The sequence below is a fragment of the Humibacillus sp. DSM 29435 genome, assembly GCF_001758225.1.
In the GTDB taxonomy this organism is placed as follows: Bacteria; Actinomycetota; Actinomycetes; order Actinomycetales; family Dermatophilaceae; genus DSM-29435.
This window is the reverse complement of record NZ_MAST01000003.1, coordinates 23899-40817: the sequence shown is the minus strand read 5'-3', so window position 1 is coordinate 40817 and position 16919 is coordinate 23899. Positions and strand designations below refer to the sequence as shown.

At 69.8% G+C, this 16919-nt stretch carries 16 protein-coding genes; 13 read left to right on the top strand and 3 right to left on the bottom strand.

The features are described 5' to 3' along the window. Positions 1 to 89: 89 nt before the first annotated feature. From BA895_RS03210 to BA895_RS03195, 4 genes are all read left to right on the top strand, one after another. Positions 90 to 461: a TadE family protein gene (locus BA895_RS03210; protein WP_256388427.1), complete on the top strand. Its 372-nt coding sequence runs from the start codon at positions 90 to 92 to the stop codon at positions 459 to 461. After that, positions 458 to 925, top strand: a complete 468-nt coding sequence (locus tag BA895_RS03205) for a pilus assembly protein TadE (protein ID WP_070190463.1) — start codon at positions 458 to 460, stop codon at positions 923 to 925. Before BA895_RS03210 ends, BA895_RS03205 begins: the two co-directional genes overlap by 4 nt. Continuing rightward, positions 922 to 1416: a pilus assembly protein TadG-related protein gene (locus BA895_RS03200; protein ID WP_070190462.1), complete on the top strand. Its 495-nt coding sequence runs from the start codon at positions 922 to 924 to the stop codon at positions 1414 to 1416. Before BA895_RS03205 ends, BA895_RS03200 begins: the two co-directional genes overlap by 4 nt. 167 nt (positions 1417 to 1583) lie before the next feature. Beyond that, positions 1584 to 2048, top strand: coding sequence for a lamin tail domain-containing protein (locus BA895_RS03195; RefSeq protein ID WP_070190461.1), 465 nt, complete (start codon positions 1584 to 1586; stop codon positions 2046 to 2048). A 26-nt stretch (positions 2049 to 2074) separates the two neighbouring features. Here BA895_RS03195 and BA895_RS03190 read toward each other — a convergent pair whose 3' ends face one another. Together BA895_RS03190 and BA895_RS03185 are read right to left on the bottom strand one after the other, a co-directional pair. Next, entirely contained in the window at positions 2075 to 2647 is a 573-nt protein-coding gene (locus BA895_RS03190) for a hypothetical protein (RefSeq protein WP_070190460.1), read from the bottom strand. Next, a complete protein-coding gene (locus tag BA895_RS03185) occupies positions 2647 to 3006 on the bottom strand; it encodes a hypothetical protein (RefSeq protein WP_139142496.1) in 360 nt (119 codons plus the stop codon). Before BA895_RS03185 ends, BA895_RS03190 begins: the two co-directional genes overlap by 1 nt. A gap of 113 nt (positions 3007 to 3119) precedes the next feature. On the opposite strand from BA895_RS03185, the gene BA895_RS03180 reads away from it, so the two are divergent. The 9 genes from BA895_RS03180 to BA895_RS03140 all read left to right on the top strand — a co-directional run bounded on the left by BA895_RS03180 (position 3120) and on the right by BA895_RS03140 (position 13325). Next, complete coding sequence (locus tag BA895_RS03180) at positions 3120 to 3692, top strand: heme-binding protein (RefSeq protein WP_070190458.1); 573 nt, start codon at positions 3120 to 3122, stop codon at positions 3690 to 3692. A gap of 79 nt (positions 3693 to 3771) precedes the next feature. Continuing rightward, the gene (locus BA895_RS03175) at positions 3772 to 5226 is read left to right on the top strand and encodes a C2 family cysteine protease (RefSeq protein ID WP_070190457.1); all 1455 of its coding nucleotides are present in this window, start codon (positions 3772 to 3774) and stop codon (positions 5224 to 5226) included. 160 nt (positions 5227 to 5386) lie between these two features. Then, the gene (locus tag BA895_RS03170) at positions 5387 to 5749 is read left to right on the top strand and encodes a hypothetical protein (RefSeq protein ID WP_139142495.1); all 363 of its coding nucleotides are present in this window, start codon (positions 5387 to 5389) and stop codon (positions 5747 to 5749) included. 59 nt (positions 5750 to 5808) lie between these two features. Then, a complete protein-coding gene (gene prfB / locus BA895_RS03165; RefSeq protein WP_070190455.1) occupies positions 5809 to 6921 on the top strand; it encodes a peptide chain release factor 2 in 1113 nt (370 codons plus the stop codon). A gap of 162 nt (positions 6922 to 7083) precedes the next feature. Continuing rightward, on the top strand, positions 7084 to 8061 hold the full coding sequence (gene ftsE, locus BA895_RS03160) for a cell division ATP-binding protein FtsE (protein ID WP_070190549.1): 978 nt from the start codon (positions 7084 to 7086) through the stop codon (positions 8059 to 8061). A 12-nt stretch (positions 8062 to 8073) separates the two neighbouring features. After that, complete coding sequence (gene ftsX, locus BA895_RS03155; protein WP_070190454.1) at positions 8074 to 8979, top strand: permease-like cell division protein FtsX; 906 nt, start codon at positions 8074 to 8076, stop codon at positions 8977 to 8979. Between the two features lie 119 nt (positions 8980 to 9098). Further along, positions 9099 to 10688 (top strand): M23 family metallopeptidase, encoded by a 1590-nt coding sequence (locus BA895_RS03150; protein WP_070190453.1) that lies wholly within the window; start codon positions 9099 to 9101, stop codon positions 10686 to 10688. Between the two features lie 133 nt (positions 10689 to 10821). Continuing rightward, the gene (smpB, locus tag BA895_RS03145; protein WP_070190452.1) at positions 10822 to 11295 is read left to right on the top strand and encodes an SsrA-binding protein SmpB; all 474 of its coding nucleotides are present in this window, start codon (positions 10822 to 10824) and stop codon (positions 11293 to 11295) included. Between the two features lie 71 nt (positions 11296 to 11366). Continuing rightward, positions 11367 to 13325, top strand: coding sequence for a DUF2207 domain-containing protein (locus BA895_RS03140; protein WP_254666296.1), 1959 nt, complete (start codon positions 11367 to 11369; stop codon positions 13323 to 13325). A gap of 128 nt (positions 13326 to 13453) precedes the next feature. On the opposite strand, the gene BA895_RS03135 is transcribed toward BA895_RS03140, so the two are convergent. Next, positions 13454 to 16828, bottom strand: a complete 3375-nt coding sequence (locus tag BA895_RS03135) for a pyruvate carboxylase (protein WP_070190450.1) — start codon at positions 16826 to 16828, stop codon at positions 13454 to 13456. Between the last annotated feature and the right edge of the window lie 91 nt (positions 16829 to 16919).

Sequence of the window (16919 nt, the reverse complement as noted above, 5' to 3'; positions counted from 1 at the left end):
CGACCGACAACGACGACCGACAGCGACGACCAACAGCGATGATGCGCGCCTGCCTGCCCTGACGAAGCGAGGCCGACCACGGGTCGGCCATCGCGGAGTTCGTCATGGTCGCGGCGCTGCTGATGTTCGTCGCGCTCGCGGTCTTCCAGCTCGGGCTGACGCTCTATGTGCGCAACACGCTCATCGCGTCCGCGTCCGAAGGCGCTCGGTATGGCGCTCGCGCGGATGCCGGCCCGGGCGATGCGTCGAGCCGCACCGTCGAGCTGATCACCACTGCGCTCAACCCCTCCTACGCGGCCGACGTCAGCGCCGCGCAGCGGGTCACGAGTGGGGGTGTGCGCGTCGTGGAGGTGACCGTCTCAGCGCCCTTCCCGATTCTCGGGGTGATCGGCCCGTCGGGCGCCATGAGCGTCAGTGGGCGGGCGTTCAGCGAGCAGCAGGTCATCGGGACCGGGCCATGAGGTGGCCCGCGAGAGCGGCCGCCCGGCTCCGTCGCCGGCTCGGCCGGGCTGACGAAGGGCGGGCCATCATCGAGTTCGTCTTTCTCGGGCTCCTGCTCCTGCTCCCGTTGGTCTACCTCGTGCTCACCGCGGCCCGGCTGCAGGCCGCTGCCTTCTCGGCGTCGCTGGCCGGGCGCGAGTCGGGGCGCGCGTTCGTCACGGCCGAGAGTGACGGTGCGGCACGAGCCCGCGCACAGGCAGCCGCCGGGCTGGCGTTCACCGACTTCGCCTTCTCCGCGGGAACCTCACTCGCCCTCTCCTGCGACGGGTCGCCCTGCCTGCGCCCCGAGGGGACCGTCACGAGCACCGCGACCATCGAGGTCGAGCTGCCACTCATCCCAGACTTCCTGGCCGAACGACTACCCAGCTCGGTGACCATCTCGTCGTCGCACGTGGCCACCGTCGACCGGTTCGTCGCCCGATGAGCCGGCATAGCCGGTCGGGGGCAGGGTTGCGACCTCCGAGGATGCCGTTCGGCCGGCGCGACGAGGGACAGATCAGTGTCCTGATCCTCGGGCTCTTCCTGCTCGTCACCGCGCTCGTGCTCGGCGCGATCGACGTCACCGCGGCGCAGCTGGCCCGGATGCGTCTGCTCGACACGGCCGACGCCGTCGCGCTCGACGCCGCTGATGCGCTCGATGAGCAGTCGGCCTATCAGCAGGGCCTGGGAGACCGGGTGGCCCTGACCGACGCCAGCGTGCGGCAGTCGGCAACCGACCTGCTCGCCCGCACCCCACGACCCGTCGGGGTCAGCGACTGGGCCGTGGTGCCGCACACCGGGTCGCCCGACGGTGCGACCGCGGTGGTGACCGTCAGCGGCCACGCCGACCTGCCCATGACGGGCTGGTTCCTGCAGAGCCTCGGAGGAGGCGTCACCATCACGGTCACCGCACGGGCCCGCGCGCCGCTCGGCTGAGCCCACCAGCCGGAGCCTCGACTGAGCCACCAACCCGAGCCACCAACCCGAGCCACCAACCCGAGCCACCACCGCGAACGACCGTCTCGCGAGACCTGCGTCACGTTAGGTGGCAGATCCGTCGAAAACGGTCACACGCGTGCTCGGGAGCACCTAGGTTCTGGCTCATGCCCCTCGCCGCTCGCCTGGCCGCCGCCACCCTCACGGTCGCCTCGCTCACCGCCCTGCCGCTCACCTTCGCCGCCTCGAGCGAGGCCGCGACCACGCCGGCGGTGAAGATCAGCTACGTCTACTTCGACTCGCCCGGCTCCGACAAGGGCAGCAACACCAGCCTCAACGCCGAGTACGTGCGCATCACGAACACCACCGGCACCGCCCGCAACCTCAAGGGCTTCACCCTGCGCGACCGCTCCAACCACGTCTACACCTTCCCGACCTTCACCCTGAAGGCGCGGGCCACGGTCACCGTTCACTCGGGCAAGGGCACCGCGACGTCGGCGCACCGCTACTACAACACCAGCGGGTACGTCTGGAACAACACCGGCGACACCGCCTACCTGCGCGACAGCCGCGGCGTGAACGTGCACACCTGCACGTGGACCACCTCGAAGACCGGCACCAAGACCTGCTGACGTCGCTGGCGCAGCCGGCCAAGGCCTCAGGGGCACGCCTCCACCACGGTCAGCGAGGTGACCGTGGTCAGCTCGGTGCCACCGACGGCCAGCCCGTCGCCCCGGGCGAGCAGCGGCCCACAGAGCGCCCGACCGTCGACGACCACGACGACGGTCGGAGCCGTCGGCGCCGCCTCATCGGCGAGCAGCACGCCCGCTGAGCCGAGCAGCACCACCACACCGGCCGCGGTCCCGAGCTTCTTCGCCGCGCCCAACCGGGTGTAGGCGGTCGCGGCCTGGGTCTTGACCCAGTCGCGCTGGCCGTCCCACGTGCTGTCGTTGGTCACCGACACCGAGGCGCCCGAAGCGAGCCCGGCCAAGACCGTCGCCAGCAACGCCAGCACCACAGCGACGAGCGTGGCTGCCTTGACGAGCCCGGCCCAGGGGTCAGCGAGCCGGTCGACGGCCGTCAGCCCGCCCGCGAAGGCCACGGTGCTGAAGACGCCGAGCACGCCCGTGAACAGGGCCGACCACGCCGTGGCCGCCCGCGAGACGGTCGTCAGCTGGTCGCGGTTACGGGCCAGCACCTGCTGCTTCCAGAACTCCACCTCGTCAGCCATCAGGCGCCCCGGCAGAGGGTGACGGGCAGCGGCCCGCCCCAGCCACAGCCCACCCGCCCCGGCAGCCGGCCCTCGTGCGGGTTCGGGCAGCTGCAGTCGATGTTGAAGCGCCCCACCCCGGTCTCGACCGGCTCGTCGATCGAGCGGAACACCTCGAACTCCAGGGTCTGCTGCAGCCGGTGGCCGCACCGCGGGCAGGCCCCGACGAGCACGACGAAGTCGTGGTGATCGGTCGGCTCGAGGCTCAAGGTAGCCTCCGCGAGCGCGTCGTCGACGGCGCACTGCCAGCGCGCCGTGTTGGCCGGTAGGTAGGCCGGCTCCTCCCACCGCACGTCGGTGCTGGGCCAGTGCTCACCCATCCAGACCCCCTCCATCGCAGCCCGACCGCGTCGGCTCGCGATCTCAGCCCGCGTCGAACGTACCGCGAGCCAGCCGCCCCTCGGCCGGAAGCGATGCGGCATACGGTGACGGTATGACCGAACAGCAGCCGTACGTCGTCGAGCGCACCCTGGGTGACGTCGAGGTGCGCCGCTACCCGCGCCATGTCGTGGCGCAGACCACGGTGACGGCCAGCTTCGAGGATGCCGGCAGCGCCGCCTTCCGTCGCCTGGCGAGCTACATCGGCGGGCAGAACACGGCCAAGGCCAACATCGCCATGACGGCGCCGGTCACCCAGGAGGGCAGCTCGCAGAAGATCGCCATGACGGCACCGGTCACCCAGAGTGGCAGTGGCGACCGGTTCGTCGTGGCCTTCGTGCTGCCCGACGACCTCACGATCGACACGGCGCCCGAGCCGACCAACCCCGAGGTCGAGCTGCGCGAGGTGCCACAGCGACTCTCGGTCGCCGTCACGTTCAGTGGTCGTTCGAGCGAGCAGGCCTTTCGCGAGCACGAGGCCAAGCTGCTCGCCACCATCGAGCAGGCCGGCCTCGAACCGGTCGGCGAGCGTCGCTACGCCCGCTTCGACCCGCCCTACAAGCCGTGGTTCCTGCGCCGCAACGAGGTCGTCCAGGACGTCCGCGACGACGACGCGCCACCCGACTGAGAGCGATCCAGGCGAGCGGCGCAACGGAGGTTCGGCAGCCGGCCCGGTATCGTCGGGGCCCACAGGGGAGGGCGACAGGATGGCGATCTACCGCAAGGGGGCTGACCCGGTTGCGCTCCGAGGGTCAGCGCGCCGGCTCGAGCACTGTGCCGCGACGGCGAACGAGGTGTGCGACAACGCCGGCCAGGCCGTGATCTCCCTGCGCGCGAGCTGGGGCGGAGGGGACCTCGACGCCCTGACCAGCCGATGGCCCGCGGTCGAGCAACAGATCCGCGCGACGCACGACACGATCTCGCGGCTGAGCCGCCTGCTCGACCGACAGGCAGGCGAACAGGAGGGTACGAGCGCCTCCGGCGCCGGTGGCGTCCCGGCATCCGTCCCCGGCTACCCCGCCACCTACGTGCCGCCCGGCCCGCTCGACCAGACCCACGTCGACCGGGCCCGAGCCGCTGTCGACGACGTGCTCGACGGGCCGGGGTTCTGGGACCTCGACGGCAACCGCGACGACCTGCTGACCGCCAAGCAGCGCATCGCCGCCCTCACCCCGGCCGAAGCCGAAGCGCTGGTTCAGCAGCTGAGCGCAGACGACCTTGCGAAGCTGGCGACCATCATGCGCGACCAGAGCGACGTGCTGTGGGTCGACAACGGGTTCGACCCGTTCGACCGGTCTGACGTCACGAGCGGGCTGCTGAGCAAGCTCACCCCCGAGTCGGCCGCCAAGCTGCAGACCGCGATGCCGTGGAGCCAGCCCGGCTTCGCGACCACCGACGCCGCCCTCAGCGGTCAGCAGAGCCAGGTGGGTGAGCAGCAGGACGGCATGCACTACGGCCTCCCGCCGGGCCGGCTCGGCGCCGACACGCTCAGTGCCCAGGACATGAACCAGGGCAGCTTCGGCGACTGCTGGGCGATCGCCTCCATGACGGCCACGGCCCAGGCCGACCCCGACTTCGTCGAGAACAACATCTCGGTCAACCCCAACGGCACGGTCAACGTGCGGCTCTTCGACCACGACGGCAACCCAAGGATCGTCACGGTGACCCCCGACGTGCCCCTCAACGGTGACGGCAACGTGGTCGGCGCCCACGGCACCGACGGCCAGACCTGGCCGGCCTACTATGAGAAGGCGTTCGCCGTCGTCTACGGGGAGGACCAGGGCGGCGCCCCCGACGGCAAGAGCGGCCCGCCTTACGACGTCACCGAACAGGGCACCTACGGCGCCATCGAGTGGGACTACAACGACAAGGCGCCCTCGTACATCACCGGCAGCGAACCGAGGTCGGTCGGCGGTTACGACGGCGCGGTCGAGGCCTTCAACGACAAGTCGGGAGTCATCGTCAGCACCCCAGCCATCGCTCCCACTGACGCACCTCCGGGCTACGTGACGCGCCACGTCTACTACGTCGAGAGTGTCAACGCCGACGGAACCGTGACCATGGGCAACCCGTGGGGCCCCGACGCCCAGAAGATCACCGTCGACAAGGCCGACTTCGACCGGCTGTTCAACGACCCCCAAGCCATGAAGCCGAAGGCCTGAGATGACCTGCCTCGACACGCGGCCCACGGGCTGCCACCGGCGAGCCACCGCGCTCGCATCACCCGCTCGACCCGCCCGGCCGGTGCTGCGCGGAATCACGACCGTCGCGCTCAGCCTCGCCTGCCTCGTCGGCGTCGGCGCCTGCCAGAAGGAGCAGCCTGTGACCACACCAACCGCGAGCCCGACCGGGAGCCAGACCGGCAACCAGAGCGACACGACGGCAGCCGCTTGCGACGTGCAGCCGGGCGACGTCTCGGTGCTCAAGGGAGGCACGTTCCCGGTCGACGCCCAGGCGACGATCCGGGCCGGACTGCAGTTCCAGGTGAGCCAGAGCCCGGTCACCTGGAAGGTGATGTTCCTGGCCGGCGGCGCCTCGAGCTCGCACGACCTGAAGCGCGGAGACACCCTGAACGTGGCCGGCCAGACGATCACCGTGCGCGACGCCTGCCCCGACCGGGTCGTGCTCACCCTCGGAGAGTCCGGCGCCAACACCGGTACGGGCGGCCCGGCATCCACCGGCTGAGCAGAGCCGCCCAACGTCCAGGTCAGGCTCGCGTCGGCACTGCCGTAGGCTGAGCGACTGTGGCTGTCGACTTCTCGCAAGAACTGAAAGAGCTCCACGCGACCATGGACTCGGTGCGCGAGGTGACTGACCTCGACACGCTCGCGACCCGGATCGCCGACCTCGAGAAGCAGGCCAGCGTTCCCAACCTGTGGGACGACCCCGACAAGGCCCAGGTCGTGACGAGTGCGCTCAGCCGCGCCAACTCCGAGCGTGACCGGGTGCTCGAGATGGACGCCCGCATCGAAGACCTCGAGACGCTCGTCGAGATGGCGACCGAGGAGGCCGACCAGGCCACCATGGACGAGGCCGAGCGCGACCTCGTCAAGCTCAAGAAGGCCGTCGGCGAGCTCGAGGTGCGCACGCTGCTTGCGGGGGAGTACGACGAGCGGGAGGCCGTCGTGACGATCCGCTCCGGCGCCGGTGGCGTCGACGCCGCCGACTTCGCCGAGATGCTGATGCGCATGTACCTGCGCTGGGCCGAGCGGCACGGCTACCCGACCAAGGTGATGGACACCTCCTACGCCGAGGAGGCGGGCCTGAAGTCGGCCACCTTCGAGGTCAACGTGCCCTACGCCTTCGGGCACCTCGGGGTCGAGGCGGGCACCCACCGCCTCGTGCGGATCAGCCCGTTCGACAACCAGGGCCGGCGCCAGACCAGCTTCGCGGCCGTCGAGGTCATCCCGCTCATCGAGAGCGACGACTCGATCGAGATCCCCGAGAACGAGCTGAAGGTCGACGTCTTCCGCTCCTCCGGCCCCGGTGGGCAGAGCGTCAACACGACCGACTCGGCCGTGCGGATGACGCACATCCCCACCGGCATCATCGTGTCGATGCAGAACGAGAAGAGCCAGATCCAGAACCGGGCCGCTGCACTGCGCGTGCTCCAGTCGCGGCTGCTGCTGCAGCGCAAGGCCGAGGAGGCCGCGGTGAAGAAGGAGATGGCCGGCGACGTGAAGGCCAGCTGGGGCGACCAGATGCGCTCGTACGTGCTGAACCCCTACCAGATGGTCAAAGACCTCCGCACCGACTACGAGACCGGCAACCCGAGCGCCGTGTTCGACGGTGACATCGACGGCTTCATCGAGGCCGGCATCCGGTGGCAGATCGGTCAGCACAAGGCCAACGCCTGAGGCTCACGCCACGCCCGGCACACGGGTAACACCGGTTTCTCCCGTCTCGGCCGTAACCTCGTAGGCGGCACCAACCGGCAGTCAGCCGGATCTCGAAGTGCTCGGGTGAACGCCGACCGGCGCCCGCCCGCCCACCGCGCAGTGCGAGCGAGGCCCGTCGTCATGATCCTCTTCGAGAACGTCACGAAGACGTATCCCAAGACGAAGCGCCCTGCCCTGCGCGACGTCTCCCTCGAGATTCCCCGCGGCGAGTTCGTGTTCGTCGTCGGCAAGTCGGGTTCGGGAAAGTCGACCATGCTCCAGCTGGTGCTCAAGGAGCAGGACACCACGGAGGGGCGCATCCTCATCGCCGGGCGCGACCTCGGCCGTCTGCCCGACCGCAAGGTGCCGGCGCTGCGACGCGAGATCGGCTGCGTCTTCCAGGACTTTCGGCTGCTGCCGAACAAGACGGTCTTCCAGAACGTCGCCTACGCCCTGCAGGTGCTCGGGAGCTCGCGGTCGCGCATCCGCCAGACGGTGCCCGAGACGCTCGAGCTCGTGGGCCTGGCCGGCAAGGAGAAGCGCCTGCCGCACCAGCTCTCCGGCGGCGAGCAGCAGCGCGTCGCCATCGCGCGGGCCTTCGTCAACCGGCCCTCGATCCTGCTCGCCGACGAGCCCACCGGAAACCTCGACCCGGCCACCAGCCTCGAGATCGTGCAGCTGCTCGACCGCATCCACCGCACCGGCACGACGGTGGTCATGGCCACCCACGACACCGCGACCGTCAACGCCATGCGCAAGCGCGTGGTCGAGCTCGTCGACGGCGACCTCGTGCGCGACCAGCAGGCGGGGGAGTACACCACGGGCAGCATCCCGCGGGTGCGGATCGACGTCCGAGAGGGTGTGCCGGCGCGCACCGACGAACCCGAGGTGGCCGACGGTTACGACGACGGGATGACGGTGCCGGATGCCGTTCCGCCCGGTCCCGAAACCAACGCTGCCGCCGCTGCTGCTGGCCCAGCGGCATCCGCTGAGCTCGTGCCGGTCGGAGGCGAGAGCTCAGCGACCCACGAACGAACCGGGCTGCTGCGTCGCCGCCGCGACAAGGCCGGCTCGACCTCCCGACGCGGTCGCTCCGGCGCCGCCCACACCAGCAGCTGATCGGCAGCCTTCATGCGAATCCAGTTCCTGCTCGGCGAGATCGGCAACGGTCTGCGACGCAACCTCTCGATGGCCGTCTCGGTCGTCATCGTCACCATGATCTCGATGTTCCTGCTCGGCCTCGGCCTGCTGGGCCAGCGCCAGGTCGACACTATGAAGGACTACTGGTACGACAAGGTGCAGGTCACCGTGCTGCTCTGCGCCGAGAAGACGCGGTACACCAACTGCGCCGGCGACGCGACCACCGACGCCCAGCGAGCGGCCATCAAGTCCGAGCTCGAGCAGCTGAAGCCGACCGTCAAGGAGGTCTTCTACGAGTCGCGCGACGAGGCCTTCACCCGGTTCAAGGACACCTACAAGAACTCGCCGCTGGCCCGGGCGGGGGAGTCGTACTTCGCCGACTCGTACCGCGTCAACCTCAACGACGCCAGCAAGTTCGACGTCGTTGCCAGCTCGATCAAGGGGATGCCGGGCGTCGCCGACGTGCAGGACCAGAAGAAGCTGCTCGAGAAGTTCTTCACCTTCATGAACACCGTGAGCTGGGCCGCCATCGCGCTGAGCTCGCTGATGGTGCTGGCCGCGGTCATGCTCATCTCGACCACGATCCGGCAGACCGCGTTCAGCCGACGACGCGAGACGGGGATCATGCGCCTGGTCGGTGCCTCCAACTTCACGATCCGCGTCCCGTTCGTGATGGAGACGGTCATCGCGGCGGCCACGGGCGCGGTGCTGGCCATGGTGATGCTCTGGGCCACGGTGAAGTACGGCGTGGTCGGCTTTCTCAGCGAGACCCTCACCGACACCGCCTTCATCGGGGTGGTCGACGTCTTCTACGTCGCGCCGTTCGTCATCGGCGGGGTCGTGGTGCTCGCCATCCTCACCTCGTGGGTGACCCTGCGGCGGTATCTGCGCGTCTGACCCGCTAACGAGCAGCACCCGCCGGCCCTCCTTCCATCCTCCCGACGGCCAGCCGTCACTGTGATCCCACAGGTGCTCAGCCGCCACAAGTGCCCCTACCTGTGGTAGCAATGAGACCTATGTGGCTCAAGAGGCGATCTGACACCGTCACGCCCGCGACCAAGATCATGGCCGCGAGCGTGGCGCTGGCGTGCACGATCTCGCTCGGCAACGCCTTCGTGGCGCGCGCCGACGACGTGAGCGACCAGAAGAAGAAGGCCGATGCGCGCATCGCTGCCCTCGGTCAACAGCTCGAGGGCACCAACGCCAACCTCGCCAAGGCCTACATCAACCTCGAGCGCACCAACGCGTCGCTTCCGATCGCCCAGGCCAAGCTCACCGCCGCCCAGCAGGTGCAGAGCCAGGCTCTGACCGCCCAGGCTCAGGCCGAGGCCACCGAGGCTCGAGCGGTCGCCGCCGAGGCCAAGGCGCGGGCCCACAACGAGGCCGTGGCTCAGAAGCTCGCGGTGGCCCAGGCCAAGCAGCAGCGGGCCACCGAGCTGTTGGCCAAGAGCGGCTCCGAGCTGGTCAGCTCTCAGGACGCCCTCGACGCTTATGCTGCCGACGTCTTCCAGGGCGCAGGCGACGACTCCCAGCTCGGTCTGGTCTTCGGCGCCACCAGCCCGCAGGACTTCGCTGACCGGGTGATCATGGCCGACACGGCCAGCAACGTGGCGGCCGACACCATCGACTCACTGGCCACCATGACGGCCGACAACACGTCGACCAGCTCCTACCTGACCGCCGTGCGCGGTGAGATCGCCACCCTGAAGCGACAGGCCGAGGCGGCTCTCAAGGGCGCCGAGGCTGCTGCTGCCGCTGCTGCCCAGGCCCGCGAGCAGGCCGTCGTGGCCAAGAACAACGCCGTCGTGGCTGCCGACAACGCCAGCTCGGCCAAGGCCTCACTCGACACGCTGAAGACCCAGCAGGTGGGTTATGCGGCCGACCTCAAGACTGAACAGGCCGGAGAGAAGCAAGACCTCGCCACTGCGCAGGCCGAGTCGGCGCGGCTCAAGGCGGTGCTCGTCGAACGGGCGAGGCTGGCCCGGATCGCCGAGGCCAAGCGGATCGCCAAGCTGAAGGCCGAGCGAGCGGCGAAGATTCGAGCCGAACGGGCCAAGGCCGCGGCCCAGCGTGCCGCGCAGATCAGGGCGGAGCGGGCCAAGGCCGCCGCCGCGGCGAAGAAGGGGCGCACGTACACCCCCAAGCCGCCCCCGCGCGTCACCCGTACGCCGTCCGAGAACCTCCCCCCGGTGTCGGCCCCGTCGACGCCCTCGAACTTTCTCAGCTACCCCGCCAACGGCCCGACGACCTCCGGGTTCGGGATGCGCTGGCACCCGGTGCTGAAGAAGTGGATGCTGCACGACGGGCTCGACTGGGGGGTGGCCTGCGGTACCCCCGTCTACGCCGCCGCCGACGGCACGATCATCCGGGCGGGCTGGAAGGAGAGCGGCTGGGGCAACCAGGTGCTCATCGACCACGGCATCCGTCGCGGGGTCGACCTGGTGACCAGCTACAACCACCTGTCCAAGATCGTCGACTTCGGCGGTTCGGTGAAGCGTGGCCAGCTGATCGCCTACTCCGGCACCACCGGCTACTCCACCGGTTGCCACCTGCACTTCGGCACCTACGAGGACGGCACCCCGGTCAACCCGAGGAAGTGGCTCTGAGGGCTGCTCCAGGGCGAACGTCAGCCCCGATGGCCAGGTGACAAACCCGGTCGGAGCCAGGCGGCGCGTCGGGTAGCGTTGACCTCCCGTCCCGGGTGGGGCGTGGTCAGCTGCGAGTCGAGAGGGAAGCCTGGTGCCGAAGGAGAAGGGGCGCTCGCTCGTCGCGAGCAACCGCAAGGCGCGCCACGACTACCTCATCGAGGACACCTTCGAAGCCGGCATCGTGCTCAGCGGCACCGAGGTCAAGGCGTTGCGGATGGGGCGGTGCTCGCTCGTCGACGGGTTCGCGCAGTTCTCGGGCGACGAGCTCTACCTCGAGCACGTGCACATCCCCGAGTACCTCAACGGCACGTGGAACAACCATGCTCCGCGGCGTCGACGCAAGCTGCTGCTGCACCGGGCCGAGCTGACGAAGATCGCGAACAAGACCCGCGAGAGCGGACGCACCATCGTGCCGCTGGCCCTCTACTTCAAGGACGGCCGGGCCAAGGTCGAGATCGCCCTGGCCACCGGCAAGAAGAACTACGACAAGCGGCACGCCCTCCGCGAGCGTCAGGACCAGCGCGAGGCAGATCGCGCCATGAGCTCTGCCCACCGGAACCGATGACCCGGCCCTGTCGTCGGTGCTGGGGAGCAGCGAGCGCCGACCGGGCTCGCCGCGCGTGAAGGGACCTGATGATGAGCACTCGTGAACCTGCCCGCAGAGCCGGGGTACTGCGGCGGTTCCTGACCGCCCTGGGCCTGATGGTCGTGACCGCCTTCCTCGTGCTGTTGCCGGCCACCTCGGCGAGCGCGGCCGGTGGCGAGCGGATGACCGACTTCAAGGCCGCGTACGAGCTTCAGGCCGACGGAAGCATGAAGGTCAAGGAGACGGTCACCTGGCAGTTCCCGAGCGGAGAGCAGAAGCACGGGATCTTCCGCAACATCGTCGTCCGGATGGGTTTCAACGACGAACCCGGGAAGTACCGCTACTACGACATGACCGATATGGCGGTGTCGAGCCCGACGGGCGCCCCCGACCAGTTCACGGTCAGCGAGGACGGTGCGTCGAACAAGATCCGCATCGGTAGCCCGAGCGAGACGACGAGCGGCACGCAGGTCTACGAGATCGACTACACCCTCCACGACGTGCTCAACCCGATCGGGGCCGACGGCAAGCCCGCCGCGACGGCCGGCGACGCGTCGACCGTCGAGCTCAACTACAACGTGTTCGGCACGAACGAGTTCACCGAGCGCGACAAGGTCTCGGTCAGCGTCGCGGGCCCGGCCGCCTCGACCAAGGTGCTCTGCTTCGTGGGGGAGGCGAACTCGACCACGCCCTGTCAGGGCGCGAAGGGCGACCCGGCCACGTTCACGGCCGGCACGCTGGGCTCCGGTGATGCCATGACGGTCATCGCCTCCTACCCGGCCTCGGCCTTCGACAGCGACCTCAAGGCCGATGTGCGCGACGGAGACAGCAGCAGCTCGGTGGGCTCCGGCGCCGCCCCGGCCGTGAACGCGGCCGCGTGGGCCGGTGGCATCGGCGCCCCGGTGCTGGCGGCGGCGGTCATGGGCACGCTCGTCTACACCCGGGGCCGTGACGAGAAGTACGCCGACCTCACGCCCGGCCTCTCACCGTCGGTGGGTACCGCCGGTGCGGCGGCGACGACGCGGGGAGGGCGCACCACGGTGGCGGTGCAGTTCACCCCGCCGCAGGGCGTGCAACCGGGCATGGTCGGCACCGTGCTCGACGAGACCGCCAACCCGATCGACGTCTCGGCCACCGTCATCGACCTCGCCGTGCGCGGCTTTCTGCAGATCGAGGAGACCGGCAAGGAGGGCATGTTCAGTCGAACCGACTGGACGCTCACCCGGCTCGACCCGCCGGCGAACGAGCGGCTGCTGACCTACGAGCGGATGCTGCTCGACGGCATCTTCTCCAGCCGGGGCGACGTGGTGGCCCTCTCCGACCTGAAGAACACCTTCGCCACGACCCTGAAGTCGGTTCAGGGTGAGATGTACCGCGAGGTGGTGCAGCGCGGCTGGTTCCGGGCGTCTCCGCAGGCACAACGGGCCACCTGGCAGAGCTTCGCCGTTCTGCTCGCCGTCGCCGGTGGCGCGCTGCTGTTCTGGGGTCGCGGCGCGCTCTCGTCGCTGCTCGGTGGCTCGTTCACCGGGGGAGCGGCCCTCGGTGTCGGCCTGATCGTCGCGGGCGGCATCGTGTACGTGCTCGGCGGCAAGATGGCGGCCAAGACGGCGGAGGGCTCGGCGGTCTACGCCCAGTCGCTCGGCTTCAAGGAGTATCTCGTCACGGCCGAGGCGTCCCAGATCGCCTTCGACGAGGCGAGCAACATCTTCAGCCGCTACCTGCCCTACGCCGTGGTGTTCGGGGTGGCCGACCGTTGGGCCACGACCTTCGCCGACGTCGCCAAGGCCGCCGAGGCCGCGAACCAGTCTCTCGTCATGCCGACCTGGTACCTCTGGAGCGGTAGTGCCTTCCCCGACTTCGGCGGTATCGCCAACGGCGTCGAGAGCTTCTCGACCACCTCGACCGGCACCTTCACCTCCACTCCCGGCAGCTCTGGCGGCTCGGGCTTCTCCGGTGGCGGCGGCTTCAGCGGTGGCGGCGGTGGCGGATCCTCCTCCGGCTCCTGGTAGCCCGCCCGTCTACCGCGAACGACTCGTTCGAGGTCGAACGCCGCGGTGTACCGACGCGTTCGACCTCGAACGAGTCGTTCGCGGGGAAGTAGGGGGGAGACGGCGGGGGAAGCAGGGGGCGGGTCAGCTCAGGTGATGACGACCAAGAGGTCGCCGCCCTCGACCTGCTGATGGCTGCCGATGGCCACGCGAGAGACGGTGCCACCCGTGGGTGAGGTGATGTTGGCCTCCATCTTCATCGCCTCGATCGTCGCGACCACAGCCCCGGCCGCAACCGCGTCCCCTTCGGCCACGGCCAGGGTGACCACTCCGGCGAACGGCGCCGCCACCTGACCGGATGCCGTGGGGTCGGCCTTCTCGGCCGACTTCACGTCGGCTTCGACGCCACGGTCGCGAACCTGGATCGGGCGGAACTGGCCGTTGAGGGTGCACATCACCGTGCGCATGCCCTTGGGGTCGGCCTCGCCGATCGACTGCACACCGATCAGCAGCCGCTTGCCCTGCTCGATCTCGACCTCGTACTCCTGCTCGGTCTCGAGGCCGTGCAGGAACAAGCTCGTACCGAGCACCGACAGGTCGCCGTAGGCCTCGCGTGAGCTCTCGAACTCTTTCGTCGGGCCGGGGAAGAGCAGCTGGTTCAGGGTGCGCCGCGGCTCGTCGCCCAGCGCCGTCTGCTGCTCGGGAGTGAGCTCGGTGAGCCGCGGCTTGGCCTGGCGGCCCTGCAGCGCCTTGCTGCGGAACGGCTCGGGCCACCCGCCGGGTGGGTCGCCGAGCTCGCCGTTGAGAAAGCCGATCACCGAGTCGGGGATGTCGTAGTTCTGCGGGTCACGCTCGAAGTCGGCCGGGTCGGCGCCCGCCCCCACGAGCGCCAACGCGAGGTCGCCCACCACCTTGCTGCTGGGCGTCACCTTCACGAGGTTGCCGAGGATGCCGTTCGCGGCTGCGTACATGTTCTCGATGGCCTCGAAGCGGTCGCCGAGCCCGAGCGCGATGGCCTGTTGACGAAGGTTGCTCAGCTGGCCACCGGGGATCTCGTGGAAGTAGACCCGGCCGGTGGGAGAGCTCAGACCTGACTCGAACGGCCGGTAGACCTGACGAACGGCTTCCCAGTAGGGCTCCAGGGCGAAGACGTTCTCGATGACCAGGCCGGTCGGCCGGTCGGTGTCGTCGGTGGCCGCGACGAGAGCCGACAACGAGGGCTGGCTCGTGGTGCCGGCCATCGTGGCGGTGGCGGCGTCGACAGCATCCACCCCGGCGTCGATGGCCGCGAGCAGGGTGGCGACCTGCCCGCCGGCGGTGTCGTGGGTGTGCAGGTGCACGGGCAGGTCGAACCGTTCGCGCAGGGCCGTCACCAGGCGGGCGGCGGCCGGGGCCCGCAGCAGGCCGGCCATGTCTTTGATCGCGAGCACGTGGGCGCCGGTGTCGACGATCTGCTCGGCGAGGCGCAGGTAGTAGTCGAGGGTGTAGAGCTTCTCGCCCGGGCTCATCAGGTTGCCGGTGTAGCAGAGCGCGACCTCAGCGACGGCAGTGTTCGTCTCGAGCACGGCCTCGACGGCCGGGCGCATCTGGGACACGTCGTTGAGCGAGTCGAAGATGCGGAAGATGTCGAGGCCGGTGCGGGCGGCCTCGGCCACGAAGGCGTCGGTCACCGCGGTCGGGTACGGCGTGTAGCCGACCGTGTTGCGGCCGCGGAGCAACATCTGCAGAGGGATGTTCGGCATCGCCTCGCGCAAGGCGGCGAGCCGCTCCCACGGGTCTTCGGCCAGGAACCGCAGGGCCACGTCGTAGGTGGCGCCGCCCCAGGCCTCCATCGACAGCAGCTGCGGGGTCAGATGCGACACGTGCTTCGCCACGTGGAGCAGGTCACGGGTGCGCATCCGGGTGGCCAGCAGCGACTGGTGGGCGTCGCGGAAGGTCGTGTCGGTCACGGCCACCTCGTTCGCGGCGCGCAGCGACCGGGCGAACACCGCCGGCCCCTCGGCGACCAGGCGATCGCGTGCGCCCGGCGGCACAGCGGCATCCGGCAGCGGGGGAAGCTTGCTCCGTGGCCGTACCTGCGTCGTGACCGGCCCGTTCGGCTGGTTCACGGTGACGTCGGCAAGGTAGCTGAGCAACCGGGTGGCCCGGTCGGCACTGACGCGCGGGGCCAGCAGCTCGGGGCGTTCGTCGATGAACGACGTGGTGGCGAGACCGCTCTGGAAGACGGGATCGGAGAGCACGGCGTCGAGGAAGGCGATGTTCGTCGACACTCCGCGAATCCTGAACTCGGCCAAAGCTCGTCGCGCTCGGCGCACCGCGATCGGGAACGTGCGTCCGCGGCAGGTGAGCTTGACGAGCATCGAGTCGAAGTGGGCGCTGACCTCGGCGCCGACGAAGACCGTGCCGCCGTCGAGGCGCACCCCGCCGCCACCGGCCGATCGGTAGACGGTGATCGTGCCGGCATCGGGCCGGAAGCCGTTGGCCGGGTCTTCGGTGGTGATGCGGCACTGCATCGCGAAGCCCTTGGTGCGAATGTCGCTCTGGCGCAGCGACATCGACTCGAAGGTCTCGCCCGACGCGATCTGCAGCTGGCTCACGACGAGGTCGATGTCGGTGACCTCCTCGGTCACCGTGTGCTCGACCTGGATGCGGGGGTTCATCTCGATGAAGACGTAACGGCCGTCCTCGCCGAGCAGAAACTCCACCGTGCCGGCGTTGACGTAGCCGATCGAACGGGCGAAGGCCACGGCGTCGGCACACATCTGCTCGCGCGTCGACGCGTCGAGGTTGGGGGCGGGCGCGATCTCGACGACCTTCTGGTGGCGCCGCTGCAGCGAGCAGTCGCGCTCGAAGAGGTGCAGCACCTCGCCGGTGCCGTCGGCCAGCACCTGCACCTCGATGTGCCGCGGGTTGAGCACGGCCTGCTCGAGGTAGAGGGTCGGGTCGCCGAACGCCGACTCGGCCTCGCGTTGGGCGGCTTCGAGGGCGTCGCGCAGCGCCTCGGGAGTCTCGACCCGGCGCATGCCGCGACCACCGCCACCTGACACCGCCTTGACGAAGATCGGGAAGCCGATCGAGGGGGCGGCGGCCTCCAGGGCGTCGAGGTCGGTTCCCGGCTCGGAGCCCTGCAACGTCGGCAGGCCGGCCTCGCGGGCCGCGGCGATGGCCCGGGCCTTGTTGCCCGTCAGGTGCAGCACGGATGCCGGTGGGCCGACGAAGGTGATGCCGGCCGCCTCGCACGCCTCGGCGAGCAGCGGGTTCTCGGAGAGGAAGCCGTAGCCGGGGTAGATCGCGTCGGCCCCGGCGAGGGCCGCCTGGGCCACGATGGCCTCGTGGTCGAGGTAGGCCCGCACCGGGTGCCCCTGCTCACCGATCTGGTAGGCCTCGTCGGCCTTCAACCGGTGCTCGCTCTTGCGGTCCTCATACGGGAACACCGCCACCGTTCGGGCGCCGAGCTCGGTCGCGGCGCGGAAGGCCCGAACGGCGATCTCGCCTCGGTTGGCGACAAGGACCTTGCGGAACATCAGACCTCCAGGGGCGGCGGTGCGTGTGCGCGACGGGTGGAGCGGGCGTGATGGGCAGCCTAGCCGCGTAGGGGACGGCATCCGGGGGCCG

What these genes read in the sequence shown, in the direction of transcription:
- BA895_RS03205 (WP_070190463.1), top strand. Translation starts at nt 458, where the DNA reads ATGAGGTGGCCCGCGAGAGCGGCCGCCCGGCTCCGTCGCCGGCTCGGC.
- BA895_RS03200 (WP_070190462.1), top strand. Translation starts at nt 922, where the DNA reads ATGAGCCGGCATAGCCGGTCGGGGGCAGGGTTGCGACCTCCGAGGATG.
- BA895_RS03195 (WP_070190461.1), top strand. Translation starts at nt 1,584, where the DNA reads ATGCCCCTCGCCGCTCGCCTGGCCGCCGCCACCCTCACGGTCGCCTCG.
- BA895_RS03190 (WP_070190460.1), bottom strand. Translation starts at nt 2,647, where the DNA reads ATGGCTGACGAGGTGGAGTTCTGGAAGCAGCAGGTGCTGGCCCGTAAC.
- BA895_RS03185 (WP_139142496.1), bottom strand. Translation starts at nt 3,006, where the DNA reads ATGGGTGAGCACTGGCCCAGCACCGACGTGCGGTGGGAGGAGCCGGCC.
- BA895_RS03180 (WP_070190458.1), top strand. Translation starts at nt 3,120, where the DNA reads ATGACCGAACAGCAGCCGTACGTCGTCGAGCGCACCCTGGGTGACGTC.
- BA895_RS03175 (WP_070190457.1), top strand. Translation starts at nt 3,772, where the DNA reads ATGGCGATCTACCGCAAGGGGGCTGACCCGGTTGCGCTCCGAGGGTCA.
- ftsE (WP_070190549.1), top strand. Translation starts at nt 7,084, where the DNA reads ATGATCCTCTTCGAGAACGTCACGAAGACGTATCCCAAGACGAAGCGC.
- ftsX (WP_070190454.1), top strand. Translation starts at nt 8,074, where the DNA reads ATGCGAATCCAGTTCCTGCTCGGCGAGATCGGCAACGGTCTGCGACGC.
- BA895_RS03150 (WP_070190453.1), top strand. Translation starts at nt 9,099, where the DNA reads ATGTGGCTCAAGAGGCGATCTGACACCGTCACGCCCGCGACCAAGATC.
- BA895_RS03140 (WP_254666296.1), top strand. Translation starts at nt 11,367, where the DNA reads ATGAGCACTCGTGAACCTGCCCGCAGAGCCGGGGTACTGCGGCGGTTC.
- BA895_RS03135 (WP_070190450.1), bottom strand. Translation starts at nt 16,828, where the DNA reads ATGTTCCGCAAGGTCCTTGTCGCCAACCGAGGCGAGATCGCCGTTCGG.